The organism is Nitrospira sp. (genome assembly GCA_029194665.1).
GTDB lineage: Bacteria > Nitrospirota > Nitrospiria > Nitrospirales > Nitrospiraceae > Nitrospira_D.
The window spans coordinates 499,945-513,260 of record JARFXO010000001.1 but is presented as its reverse complement, the minus strand read 5'-3'; the positions used below and the strand labels follow the sequence as shown (position 1 = coordinate 513,260).

General features: G+C 56.6%; 7 protein-coding genes and 1 riboswitch. All 7 genes read right to left on the bottom strand.

Translation table 11 applies throughout. The features are described from left to right. Nucleotides 1-178 precede the first annotated feature (178 nt). The 7 genes from P0119_02380 to P0119_02350 all read right to left on the bottom strand — a co-directional run bounded on the left by P0119_02380 (nt 179) and on the right by P0119_02350 (nt 12,570). The gene (locus P0119_02380) at nt 179-688 is read right to left on the bottom strand and encodes a DUF4149 domain-containing protein (GenBank protein ID MDF0664903.1); all 510 of its coding nucleotides are present in this window, start codon (nt 686-688) and stop codon (nt 179-181) included. Between the two features lie 103 nt (nt 689-791). Continuing rightward, the gene (locus P0119_02375) at nt 792-2,177 is read right to left on the bottom strand and encodes a radical SAM protein (GenBank protein ID MDF0664902.1); all 1,386 of its coding nucleotides are present in this window, start codon (nt 2,175-2,177) and stop codon (nt 792-794) included. A gap of 88 nt (nt 2,178-2,265) precedes the next feature. Then, nucleotides 2,266-4,332, bottom strand: coding sequence for a universal stress protein (locus P0119_02370; GenBank protein MDF0664901.1), 2,067 nt, complete (start codon nt 4,330-4,332; stop codon nt 2,266-2,268). A 499-nt stretch (nt 4,333-4,831) separates the two neighbouring features. After that, complete coding sequence (locus P0119_02365; GenBank protein MDF0664900.1) at nt 4,832-6,088, bottom strand: NAD(P)/FAD-dependent oxidoreductase; 1,257 nt, start codon at nt 6,086-6,088, stop codon at nt 4,832-4,834. A gap of 586 nt (nt 6,089-6,674) precedes the next feature. Next, a complete protein-coding gene (gene metE, locus P0119_02360; protein MDF0664899.1) occupies nt 6,675-8,987 on the bottom strand; it encodes a 5-methyltetrahydropteroyltriglutamate--homocysteine S-methyltransferase in 2,313 nt (770 codons plus the stop codon). Between the two features lie 68 nt (nt 8,988-9,055). Further along, on the bottom strand, nt 9,056-10,078 hold the full coding sequence (locus tag P0119_02355) for a ribonucleotide-diphosphate reductase subunit beta (GenBank protein ID MDF0664898.1): 1,023 nt from the start codon (nt 10,076-10,078) through the stop codon (nt 9,056-9,058). Next, complete coding sequence (locus P0119_02350; protein ID MDF0664897.1) at nt 10,075-12,570, bottom strand: ribonucleoside-diphosphate reductase subunit alpha; 2,496 nt, start codon at nt 12,568-12,570, stop codon at nt 10,075-10,077. The genes P0119_02355 and P0119_02350 overlap by 4 nt, the downstream gene beginning before the upstream one ends. A 253-nt stretch (nt 12,571-12,823) precedes the next feature. Continuing rightward, nucleotides 12,824-13,026: riboswitch (cobalamin riboswitch) on the bottom strand. Between the last annotated feature and the right edge of the window lie 290 nt (nt 13,027-13,316).

The window sequence follows — 13,316 nt, the reverse complement described above, 5'->3', positions numbered from 1 at the left end:
CCAGTCGCTCCTAGTTTTATCGCCGGTCCTAATTCAACTCACCGCTTAAGACGAAGCCGAGCCACTGACGCGGTGAAGTATCCCACATAACTTTCCTCGTTCTCCCGGTTTGGTCAAGCGCCTGTTTCGTTTCAGATGACGGCTCGTTATGATGTATGGCCCGAAACGCGACGCGGGATTATTGATGCAGATGCTTCATGGCTGCCGCGCAGAGGACGATGAAGAAACCCATCCAGAGGGCGGCCCGTTGGAAGGGAATGGCCTCATAGGGTTCCCCCTCGTCGGCTTCGTCATCTGACTTGAATATGACGGTGTAGAGGAACAGTGTGAGGAGACCCAGCACGAGAAGGAGTTTAATCATGAAGATCATGAGGTACTTGGAGTGATGCTGCACCCCGTTGCCTGATTGTGAAACCATGACCTGATTGACGTAGTGAAGGTTTACCCCACCGGTGAACAGCAGGACGACCAAGAGAAGGCCGGCCACCTTTTTGTAGTACTGATAGAAGATGTCCGTGATGGGCTTGATCTGATCCCTTGGAACGGCTTTTTGCAGCCCGGGTGTCACCGCCATGACGAGAAACGCCAGGCCGCCGATCCAAATGATCGCCGAGAGCAAATGAAACCAGTGGTTAACGATCGGGATCAGGATGTTAAGATCGGTGGTGATACTTTGAAGAGCGTCCATGTCCGAGGCCTCGTTAAGCGTGAATCGTTAGACGTAAACCGTGAAAAGCTAAGGAGACTGACGAACGGCTGAGTTCATGCGATTAACGAATAACGATCAACGGTTAACGTTCAAATTTAAAGACAGGCGCGTCGTTGCCGAATCGCTTCTTGCGCAGCTCCTCCATCAATTCGACGGTAATGAGGGGAACATTGTTCTCACGGGCGTGCTTTTCCACACCTTTTTTAACCATGGCGCGGAGGAAGTAGGGAATTCGGCTCAATCTCAGTGCGGACGCTTCGTCCCATGTGACGTCGGTTTCTTCAGAGACATTGAACGCCACTTTGATCTTCTCGCCGCCTTTAGGCTCGTAGAGGCACCATTGATCTTCGTCCAGCCAGTCACCGTGGTCTACATAGGGACGGGCGCGGCAGCCGCCGCAGATGTCGCTGTACTCGCAGTCGCCGCATTTCCCTTTGAGCTGAGGATACCGGAATGAATTGAAGACGTCCGAGCGTTCCCAGAGATCGACGAAACTGTGGGAACGCAAATTTCCTGCGGACAGCGGCATATAGGGACAAGGAGTCAGTTCGCCGTTAGGTGTCACCCGGGCATAGTTCGTGCCGGCCAAACATCCGCCCCCCATGTATCCGGTCGCCTTCGTGATCGGTGAGTTGGGATCCCTTTCATAAGCCAACCGTTTGAAGTGCGGAGCGCAGCGGGCTCTGACCAGCATGCCTTTGTAATTATCCTGGCATTCAACGAGGTACCCAAGCACCTCTTCATATTGAGCGGGGGTGATGTCCGTCAATTCTTCTCCCCGTCCAGTGCAAACCATAAAGAAGACATTCAATACACGGGCTCCCAGTTGGTGTGCCCAGGCGACGACCTCAGGCAGTTCTTTGTAGTTCATCGGCTGGGCACTGAAATGCACCTGAAATTGCAGGCCATTGCGCTTGCTGGCTTCAATGCCGGCGACCGCCGCTTCCCAGGCCCCCGGTACTCCGCGAAAAGCGTCGTGCTTGGCGGCCTCCAATGAATCAATACTGATACCCACGCCCATCACACCGATCTCCACAAGAGTCTTGGCCAGTCGATCATCGATCAGCATCCCGTTTGTTCCGAAGACGACCATAAAGCCGAGTTCGACCGCGTAGCGAGCAATGTCGAGAATGTCAGGTCGCACGAGCGGTTCGCCCCCTGTGATGACGAGGAGGCAGCCCTTATTCACTTCGGCGATCTGCTTAATCACTCGGTTGCATTCTTCGGTACTCAGCTCATCGTCCCCACCGGCTGCTTTGGTGGTCGCATCAAGATAACAGTGATCGCATTTGAGGTTGCAGCGTTTGGTCAGGTTCAGCGCAACGAGGTAGGGCTTGAAGTCGTCAACCGTCCGACCGTCGAAGGGCCGGTCCACTTTGGGAGTGGAGGGGAAGAACTGGGTCATTTGCTGCTGCAAGGAGCCCAGGATCCCGGAAGGGCCGTTGAAGATAGGAAGAGATTTACCCATGAGAGTTTTGAATGGTGAGGTTTTAACGCTTAATTCCGGTTCTAGGAGAGCGGCTGCAACTCACAACTCAAGATTCACAACTCAAAACTTACGTCGAAGACTTGCCGGTGAGGTCGGCGATCATGTCTTTGAGATTCCCGGTCTTCATAGCTTCCGCCATGTACCCCTTCGCCTGTTCGATGCCTTCATTCGCGACTTCGAGCGTGATCACGGTCGCTCCCATTTTCTCGGCATGCTTGAGAATGAGCGCTCTTGTGCAATCGCGCATGAAGCCTTCGGGAGCCCGATCCAATCTGGCCTGCGCGTCGCTAGTCCAGGTGTACGGTGAGGCCGGTTCGACATGACCATTCGAGCCATTCCCATTCGTAGCGGCAAGCCCGGTTTCCGCTGCCGGCGATGTGCCGGTGCCCTTGTTGGAAAAAATGGGAGTATAGTCTTCAGACGCGGCTTCCTTGATCATCGGCGCCGCATATTCAAGCGTGATGGTCGTCATTCCCAGCTTACGCGCGCTCTTTTCAATTCTAGCCTTTGCCCGCCTCCGCTGGAATCCGGCCGGCACGGCACGGATCGCCTCTTTCGCATCCTTGGTCCACTGTATCGGCACATCGTCGTACGCAACGTCCGTTTCCAGTTCACCTTCAGCTTTTGCCGCCACCTCAAAGACTTTCTTGTCGACCTGTTTGAATCTCGTCCCATCTGAACTGCAGACCGGACATTTGACAGGAGTATCCCCCTTCCCGATATAGCCACACCCGTCACAGACGAAATAACTTTGACTCATGCGGTCCAGATAGGCCTGTGTCGAAGCATCGACCGATTTCGGCTTCTCCTCGACGATCTGCGTCATGATTCCACTCAAGGTCTCGCCCATAAGATCTTTCGTTACGGCCTGGTCGGCCTGCATCTTGTCGCGGTCTATACCGGCAGCATCCAGACTTCCACCCAGTGCACGCATGGCGTCCATGGCGCCTTTGGGGAGGATGTGACCTACCGCTGCATCCACAACGGTGTTACTGATGATCGTATGGCCTTTTTCAATGGCGTACCGATGAATGGCGGTCTTCGCCACGCCTCGTGCAAAGACCGGAATCTTTTCCATCCGTCGCAAAGCCTCTTCCGTCCAAGCGATCGTGTACTCAGCCTGGGTATCGATCGGAGGAACATATTTGCGATTCGAAACCAGCACATTACAGGGGGCGCTCCGGAGCAGATTTTCCGTATTGCTGCCGACATCCATGTCGTCGTCGCTGTGAACGCCGATGCGTCCGACGATCAATAATGCCGGGACGTCTTTGCGGACATATTGAATGATTTTTTCGAAGGCCTTGCCGTCCAGCAACGTTGTTTTCACATCCGTTTGCTCGGCTTGTGCGATTTCCCGGGAAATGTCCAGATGGGACTGATAGATCTTCGCCAAGCCGCTGTCGATGATTTCCTCGTGCAGCTTTTCCTGTTCCTTGAAACGAAACACCTTGCCAGCTTCTTCGTTGAGGACCCCGGAAATGCTGTGGAATGCCGCGTAGTGGAAATAGGGATCGAACGCCGAAATCGCCTCCACCGGCATGTCAAACGCCTTGCCGAGGGCCAGGCCGGTCATCAGTCCGCCGAATGAGTAGGGGCTGCCGTCAACGGCGACGACAATCTTGCCGCTCTTCAACGGCTGGATGTTCTTAATAATCAGCATATCGGAGTTTCGGACTCGGCGGACCACGCGCTCGGTGTTGCTGCCGATCACGCTGTCTTTAACCGCTCCGACCCCCAATGCTCCCATGATGACGAGCTCATAGCCGTTGGTGTTAATATCCTCGGCCAGAACCTTCCAGTTTCTCCCTTCGAGCGATCGCCGCTCGATTGGAAGATTGGCTTCGTTACATTTCTTGTCGACGTAGTCGAGATAGGAGTCGGTGATGATTTGGAGACCACGGGTGATCAGCGAATCATGGATCTGTCGTTGCCGGTCGAGCTCCTTTTCATCGTGGTATTCCTCCGGCAATCCGGCTTCCATCTGTTTGAAGCGTTTGTCATGCATTTTTGCGGCATAGACATGGCTCCCCACAATTTTCGAGCCGAAAGTTTTGGCCAGCTCGACACCAACATCCACCGCAGTATTGGAATGGTCAGAGTTATCGACCGGAATATAGATAGTCTTATACATTGAGGCGCCTCCTTAAGGCGCGAGTGAACGAAAAGTATCTGAGAAGGACTGTAATTATCTGAAAAACCAGATGGTTGACGTACTATCCAACTTCTCTAACACGAATAAATGTTAGCATCGGCTTAAACCCGAATGCAAGGTGTTGCAGAAGCAAGAGTATGGGTTCATACGTGATTTGGATGTATACCGAAGAGAAATTAACCGGCCGAAGCTCTTGGCTCAGGCGTCTGAGAAGGGGATGGAACCGGTCGGCGCGAACGAAGGATTTCTTCGAGTGAAAGGAGCGCATCCCGCCCCGAATTGCCCTCAATACCACGGCTGAGGTTTTGGTCGGCATAGGTGGGGGATTCCGAAGTTTGGGACAGAGATCCGGTCCATCGACGAGGATCACGGCTCCCTTGCTTCCGTTCCCAGGCTCGGAGAGAAAATTGTAGTGGGCACGCGCTTCTTCCGGTGTCATGGGACGTTATTCCAGACTAAGCTCTCACGACGAGATCGACTATTGAGATCGTTCATGCGACCGGATATCGGGAAATAACCCCGCCGCAATTATCCGATCGATCCCGCTAAATGGCGACACGGTTCGTAACCCCGCCGTCGTCGATAGGACCTGATGACGTAGCCGTGCGTTTCGATCTAGTGTCTGAAACACACGATCACGGATGAAGGCCACCACCGGATTCCCCGTATCCCAATAGAACACTTGTTGATCGGCCAAGTGTTGGAGCATGTTCACTTGCGGTCGCCTGGCACGTTCAAATGCACTCAATCTGGCAGCCGAATAGTCCTTGTCGGCGAGACAACTTGGTATGAGATCGGATAGCGCGATGGCATCGACCATCGCCTGCATGCGCCCCTGCGATGCGTGGGGATTCATCGCATGGGCAGCGTCACCGATCAGGACAGCTCCATTTGCCACCCATCTCGGCGTGCGCACCCGACCCGTCGGCAGATATGCGACCTGACTCCAATCATGCAGATTCCGAAAGAGCCGGGTAAACGGCGGTGCGATCCAGCTCCATGTCTGCTGGAGCGCAGGGATTCCCTGCCGCTTCACGGCTTCCAGCGAATCTCTGGGAATCATGTAGAGAATGTAAACCTTCTTTCCCGTCACCGGAAACAGTCCCAAGATGGTCTTGTGTCCAACGTAGAAGAACGATTCCGCTATTTGCTCGTCCGACTCCAGTGCCGCAATCAGATATCCATCACGATAGAGATGCAGATCGACGGGAATCTTGAGGGCTTCACGCACTTTCGAAAATGCTCCGTCAGCACCGACGACAATCTTTGCACGGATCGTGAGTGGGCCATCTTGTCCTTTTGTCGATAATCCAACAACCCGATCGTCCTCGAGGATGAGTCCTGTGAAGGAGGTTCCGTAGTGAAGTGTCACGCTCTTCTGTTGCTGTATCGCCGCGATGATTGCATGGTGGGCCACGTTGGCGAGGGTCACGATGGCACGGTTGTACGGTGCCGGCAAGTCGCCATAATCGAAGGTGCAAAGACGCCTGCCCCCGGCCCGGCAAAAATGAAAATGCCGCACGGACAGCGTGGCATCGGCCGGCAATGAGGATAAGACGCCCAAGCGGTCAAGGACTGCTTGCCCGTTCGGTTGGATAATCTCACCCCGCAAACTTTTAGACGGACTGCCTGCCTGATCTACTACCAGTGTACGAATGTTTTGTTTGGCCAATGCCAGGGCTAAGACGGCACCGCCGCCGCCCGCGCCGACAATCGCTACGTCGGTTTCGATCATTCCCTTGTTCATTGGCTAGATGACGTTCACCGACCGGAACTCGACATCGTTCTCGTTTCTCATGGCAACAGGGTTTCGGGAACAGCTATCAAATAGCCCATTCCGAATACCCTGCGCAAGGTCTGGCCAATATTTGAGGCTGCCGGCCGAGACATACCGGTCGAACCGATCGGTCTCGTAGGGGATCTGCTCCGAATCCCCGAGGGCGAATGTGCAGGCCGTTCAAGTCGAGCTTGGCCTCGCATCCGCTCAGTCCAGAACAGTGATTGATGTAGGTGTCATAGACCATCAACAGGAACCGGTAGAACCCATAAGCGGCTCGTTTGCGGTGCACCAATGGCAGCGCTGCTACCTCCCTGCTCGAATACATTCGCGAATCTTCTTCAGGGGCCTCACTGGTTGGCGCAAGTCCGACAGGCACTCTCGGCACAGGCACGCCAGATCCGTCGTCTCAGGCGGTATCCGGTCGAGACAGTCCGACGGCGTGGGTGACTCAAAGCACCAGCAGTCTCCGGTACCGTCGGCCATGCCGCACCGTTCGGTTGCATACAGAGCGGGCAACGGGACGGATCAAACGCCGATCCGATCATGACGTTGCGCCGACGAACCGTTTGCGAGCCAGCCGAGCCGCGTCAACCATGTTGGCGAGCGCCGCCTCGACTTCCGGCCAGCCGCGCGTTTTGAGTCCGCAATCGGGGTTCACCCAGAGACGCGCGGCCGGCAAGACCATTCCGGCACGAAGAAGGAGCTCCGCCATTTCTTCGCCCATCGGCACACGCGGTGAGTGAATGTCGTACACGCCGGGGCCGATTTCGTTCGGATAACGGAAGCGAGCAAAATCGGCCAGCAGCTCCATCTTCGAACGAGACGTTTCGATGGACATGACGTCGGCATCCATTTCGGCGATGGCCTCCAGGATGTCCCCGAACTCCGAATAACACATGTGGGTATGGATCTGCGTCTCGTCCAGGACTCCGCTCGTGGCGAGTTTGAAGGCGTCGACCGCCCAGCGCAGATAGGCCTTCCAATCCCGACGCCGGAGCGGAAGCCCTTCGCGAATCGCCGGTTCGTCCACCTGGATCATTCCGATGCCCGCCCGTTCCAAGTCGGCAACCTCTCCGCGAAGCGCAAGGGCGATCTGGAGACAGGTATCCTTGCGCGGCTGATCGTCACGGACGAACGACCACTGGAGGATGGTGACCGGCCCCGTGAGCATGCCCTTCATCGGACGCCGTGTGAGCTGTTGGGCGTAGGTCGACCACTCCACGGTCATCGGGTGCCGCCGCGAAACATCGCCGAAAATGATAGGCGGCTTCACACAACGCGATCCATAGCTCTGGACCCAGCCCTTCTCGGTGAAGGCGAAGCCGTCGAGCTGTTCGCCGAAATACTCCACCATGTCAGTGCGCTCGAATTCACCGTGTACCAAGACATCGAGCCCAAGCGCTTCTTGCTTCTGGATACAGCGGCGTGTCTCGGCTTGCAGAAATTCCTTATAGCCCTGCGCCGTCATATGCCCCGCTCGCCAGGCGGCGCGTGCACCACGAACATCGCCGGTCTGAGGGAAGGAACCGATGGTCGTCGTCGGAAAAGCCGGCAGGTTGAACCGAGTACGCTGCTTCTTGATGCGTTCCTGGAATGGTGAGGTCCGGCGGAACATCGTGTCGGTCACCGCTTGTACGCAATCTCGCACGGCAGAGTTGCGAACTCTCGAGGACGCCTGTCTGGTTGATCGTGCGGCCCGCGCATCCATGAAGCGCCCGTCAGCCGGCGTATCCATCTCCGCCGTGTCGGCCAACACACGAAGCTCATGGAGCTTTTGTGCCGCGAAGGCCAACCAACTCTTGAGCTCTGTGTCGATCTTCTGTTCGCCGGCCAGGTCGACCGGCACGTGGAGGAGCGAGCATGAGGGCGCAACGAGGACATACTCTCGTCCTAAGGCCAGCACGGCCCGCCGCACGATCGCATGGGCCGCATCGAGGTCCGTGCGCCAGACGTTCCGACCGTCGACAACCCCGAGAGACAATCGCATTGGCGATCGAACCGCCTTGAGCACCGCGTCGAGTTGTTCGGAGGCGCGCACCAGATCGACATGCAAGGCATCACAACGGGATCCCACGGCAATCGGGAGGTTGTCCGCAAGTCGACCGAAGTAGGTCGTCAGCATGAGGCGAGGCCGATTCTCCAGGTTCGTCAGACGTGCCAGGGCAAGCCGATACGCCGCTTTCGCGCGGTCATCGAGATCGAGCGTGAGACAGGGCTCGTCGAGTTGAATCCACCCCACGCGCCGCTTCGCCAGTTCGATTACAAGCTGCTCATAGACGGGAAGGAGCTTGTCGAGCAGATCGAGCGTGGCAGTGCCCTTCGCGTCGCCTGCCATTTTCGAGAGGAGCAGAAACGTGACGGGGCCGGTGATGACTGGTCGAGGATCGATACCGAGGATCCGTCTTGCTTCATCGATTTCGGATAAAAGTTTCGATGCATTGAGCACGAACGGCTTGTTGGGATCAATCTCAGGAACGATATAGTGGTAGTTCGTATCGAACCACTTCGTCATCTCCAATGCAGGCACATCGATACCTGCCTCGAGGTCCTGTAGACCACGAGCCATGGCGAAATATCTGATAAGAGGATCTTGTATGCCTTGATATCGTTCCGGCACGGCGCCGACGGCCACGGCCATGTCCAGCATGTGATCATAGAGCGAAAAATCCCCCACCGGGATATGGTCGATGCCGGCCTGTTTCATGGCACACCAATTTCTACTCCGCAGTTCGGCGGCGGTGTACTGAAGATCGACCGCCGTGCTCTTGCCCGACCAAAACGATTCGAGCGCTTTCTTCAGCTTACGCGTGGCGCCGATACGCGGATACCCCAAACACGTTGCGACCACAGCCATGGTGACTCCTTTTTTGCTGAACGAGTGAGACCACCCTCGTTTTCATCGTGTGACACAAATCCGGATTTTCAGAATGCCGCATCAAAGGCCACGTCTCCTGTCACCCCCACTTGGTAGGCGGATACACGCCGTTCGAAGAAATTGGCGACTTCTTGGACGTCTTGGAGGTCCATGAATGCGAAAGGATTCTTCGCTCCGTATCGCTTCTGGAGACCAAGCGTCGTCAGCCGTTGGTCCGCTACAAACTCCAGGTATCGCCGCACATCGCGCAGCGAAAGCCCTGCCACGCCGCCGCCGAGCAAATCTTCCGCGAACGCGCTCTCGCAGGCGACCGCGTCGTCCATCATCCGACCGACATGGGCTTCGAATGTTTCGTCAAACAGATCCGGCTCTTCGCGCCGTACCTGGTTCACGACTTCGAATGCAAAGGCCATGTGGGCGCTCTCGTCGCGAAACACCCAATTGGTGCCGCTCGCGAGTCCGTGCAGAAGTCCGCGCGAGCGGAGAAAGTACACATAGGCAAATGCGGCGAAGAAAAAGAGTCCCTCGATACAGGCGGCGAAGCACACGAGGTTGTGCAAGAACCGGCTGCGATTTTCGCGAGAATCCAGCGCATCGAGCCGTTGAATGGAGTCCATCCAGGTGAAACAAAAGTCCGCTTTCCTGCGGATGGACGGAATGGTTTCCACGGCGGCAAACGCTGAGAACCGTTCGTCGGGATCGGGCACGTAGGTATCGAGCAGCGTCACGTAGAACTGGACGTGCAGAGCTTCTTCATAGAGTTGACGCGACAAGTACATCCGCGCTTCGGGTGCGTTGATGTGTTTGTAGAGATTGAGCACGAGGTTGTTCGACACGATGGAATCGCCGGTGGCAAAGAAGGCCACGAGCCGCTGTACCAGGTGACGCTCGGCGGTACTCATCTTCGTGCGCAGGTCGCCGACGTCCGTGGAGAAATCCACCTCTTCCACGGTCCAGGTGTTCTTGATGGCGGCGCGGTACATCTCGAAAAACACCGGATAGGCCATGGGACGCAGTGTCAGACACATACCGGGATCGAGGAGGCGAGCAGGCCGTTTGACATGGCTCATTGGCAGGCCTCGCAAATCCCAGGATTTTCAAGCGAGCACGTCACGTCGTCCACTCCTCCGTCGCGCGGCGTCGCAGGGGTCCATGTGGAGTCCCCGGCAGGCCGCCCGCCGCCTCGTGGCGAGGCCTGATCGGCGGAATCGACCGTCGCCTTCGCAATGCGGGTCGCCGGGCGGGAGCGCAGGTAATAGGTCGTCTTCAGTCCTTTCTTCCACGCATAGAAGTACATACTCGAGAGCTGCCCGATGTTGGGATTCTCGATAACCAGATTCAACGACTGGCTCTGATCGATGAACGCGCCACGGTCGGCCGCCATATCGATGAGGGAACGCATGGGAATCTCCCACACGGTCCGGTAGCCGGCGCGTAGATCGGCCGGCAACTCATTGAGCCCTTGCACGGACCCCTCAGCGATTTTGAGGCGCGTGCGGATCTCGTCGTTCCAAAGACCGAGCTTTTTGAGATCCGCCACCAGATAGCGATCGACCTGCAAAAAATCGCCGGAAAGGGTTTCGCGCTTGAACAGATTGGACACCTGGGGTTCGATGCATTCATAGCACCCCGCAATCGAGGCGATAGTCGCCGTCGGCGCAATGGCGACGAGCAATGAGTTTCGTAGTCCGTGCGTTTGGATCCTGGCTCTCAGGTCATCCCAACGTTTTGAGTCTTTCGGTTCGACCCCCCAGGCGTCAAACTGCAACTCCCCTCGTGCAGCCCTCGTTTCCTCGAATGCCGGATGGCGTCCCTTCGTGATGGCCAAGTCCACCGATGCGGACAGTGCGTGGAAGTAGATATCCTCGACGATCCGCGCCGACAGTGCGCGCGCATCCGGTGCGTCGAAGGGCAACCGCATCTGAAAGAAGACATCCTGTAAGCCCATGAGCCCGAGGCCCACCGGTCGCCACAGGCGATTCGATGATCCTGCTGCGGCGAGGGGATAGTAGTTGAGATCGATGACTCGATCGAGTTGATGGACGGCCGTCCGCACGGTTCGCGCGAGTTTGTCGAAGTCGAATGACAGGCTTCCGTCGGATTCAGTCATTGTATGACGGGCGAGATTGATCGAGCCAAGGTTGCAGACAGCCGTCTCGTCGCGCGACGTGACTTCGAGGATCTCGGTGCAGAGATTGGAAAGATGGACCGTCCGCCCCGGCATGGCAGTTTGGTTGCAGGCGCGGTTGGACTTGTCTTTGAAGGTCATCCATCCGTTGCCGGTCTGCGCCAGTGTGCGCATCATCCGCGCGTAAACATCACGGGCCTTGACGGTTTTCGATGCAAGCCCGGCCTGCTCCGCCTGTTCATACGCCCGCTCGAAATCTTCTCCATAGAGATCGGGCAAGTCCGGCGTGACCTTTGGATCGAAGAGGCTCCACTCGCCGTCGGCCTCCACACGTTTCATGAAGAGATCGGGAATCCAATTGGCGAGGTTCAGGTTATGGGCCCTGCAGGCCTCGTCGCCCGTGTTGTCACGCAGTTCGAGAAACTCTTCGACATCGGCATGCCACGGCTCCAGATAGACACAGCAGGCTCCCTTGCGTTTTCCACCCTGGTTGACGGCAGCAACGGACGCGTCGAGCGTCTTCAACCAGGGGATGATCCCATTCGAATGTCCATTCGTACTTTCGATCAGGGACCCACGCGACCGGACACGATGGTAGGCGAGGCCGATTCCTCCGGAAAACTTCGACAACATCGCAACGTCCGTGTACCGCTGATAGATGTGTTCCAGATGGTCATCCGGCGAATCGAGCAAAAAGCAGCTCGAGAGTTGCTCGTGTTTTGTTCCAGCGTTGAAGAGCGTCGGTGAGCTGGGCAAATACTCCAACGACGAAAGCAGTCGATATAGTTCGACCGCATCCGTGACCGTCTCGGCGAGGGCACAGGCAATGCGAAGAAAGAATTGCTGCGGCGTCTCGATGACCTGCCGGGTCACCGGGTGCTTGAGCAGATAGCGGTCATAGATGGTGCGAAGGCCGAAATACTCGAACTCCCTGTCGCGCTTCGAATCAAGTGCGTCGTTCAACTTACGGCCATTTTGCGAGACGAATTCGTGCACGCGCTCGTTGATCAATCCCAGTCGCCGTCCTGCCGCGATGGACTGAGAGAACGCGTGAATTTCCTGGTTCCGAACTTCCTTGTCGATATAGGTGGCGAGCAGGCGTGCCGCCAACCGGGCATACTGAGGCTCTTCCACGATGAGCGCGGCGGCTGTCTGGATCGAGAGCCGGTCGAGCTCGCGGGTCGTCGCCCCATTGTAAAGACCGCTGATGGTCTTGGTCGCGATGCGGAGCGGATCGATGTCGGAAAGTCCTCCACAACACCGCTCCACGGCGCGGACAATCTTCATGACGTCGACCGGCTCTGTCGAGCCATTGCGTTTATTCACCCGCATCGTGTGTTGGGAGGAATCGTCATAGGTTGTACTGTCTTCGGAGATAAGCGTTTCAGATGCGACGGCAGGGCTATCGATGCTCTCGACTGATTCACTGGCCATGAATGTCCTCCTCGCTCACTGGTTGCGCAAAGGATCATCCTTTGCGGAAAGATCGCGAGGAGTGAGTGTCAGCCGAGACGCGTGAGAGAGTTCAGCGCGATTCTTGGCCCGACCACCACCCCCGCGGGCGATAACAGCACACTGTTGGGAGAAGTTGGTCGTGAACCAGGAACGGAAGGAAGGAAGAAAATCCGAACCAGCTCAGACCTACGGTCCTCCCTCGAGGCTCCAGGTCGAACCGGTTTCGGTTGTCTCTCCGTCACCGGGTGCTGGCAGGTCTTCGGGCTCGCGAGCGTTTCGGCTGTCGCCGGCTTCCTCTCTCCACCGCTTCCCGGCCGGAATGGCCAGTGCTTTTTGTGGAGTCGTTCTCGCTTACCGCTGCGGGGCAGCCCCGGATTTCCACCGGGTTCCCTTTTGCTCACTGGAATTCAGTGAACCAGCACGGGCGGGAGTCTATAGTCGAATCGTATGAGTGTCAAGAGCGTCGGGTTGGTGGTTTAGAGTAAGTACATGCTTACCATCCAATAGTGATGGCCAGAACCGGGAAAAGGAGAAAGCTCATATCACTCTCCCCAAAAATGAAGGTTCGCCTGAGACTCCCATCCCCTTCGCATTGACTTAGCAGCATTTCCGAGGCTAATCTACGCCACTTTTCACCTCTGTAGGCGCATCAGAGCGTGGGGTGAGTGTTTTCTAGATTACTCGTCTCACGTTCTTTGTAGTGTCCATACATGTTAATGAAATCA

What these genes read in the sequence shown, in the direction of transcription:
- P0119_02380 (MDF0664903.1), bottom strand. Translation starts at nt 688, where the DNA reads ATGGACGCTCTTCAAAGTATCACCACCGATCTTAACATCCTGATCCCG.
- P0119_02375 (MDF0664902.1), bottom strand. Translation starts at nt 2,177, where the DNA reads ATGGGTAAATCTCTTCCTATCTTCAACGGCCCTTCCGGGATCCTGGGC.
- P0119_02370 (MDF0664901.1), bottom strand. Translation starts at nt 4,332, where the DNA reads ATGTATAAGACTATCTATATTCCGGTCGATAACTCTGACCATTCCAAT.
- P0119_02365 (MDF0664900.1), bottom strand. Translation starts at nt 6,088, where the DNA reads ATGATCGAAACCGACGTAGCGATTGTCGGCGCGGGCGGCGGCGGTGCC.
- metE (MDF0664899.1), bottom strand. Translation starts at nt 8,987, where the DNA reads ATGGCTGTGGTCGCAACGTGTTTGGGGTATCCGCGTATCGGCGCCACG.
- P0119_02355 (MDF0664898.1), bottom strand. Translation starts at nt 10,078, where the DNA reads ATGAGCCATGTCAAACGGCCTGCTCGCCTCCTCGATCCCGGTATGTGT.
- P0119_02350 (MDF0664897.1), bottom strand. Translation starts at nt 12,570, where the DNA reads ATGGCCAGTGAATCAGTCGAGAGCATCGATAGCCCTGCCGTCGCATCT.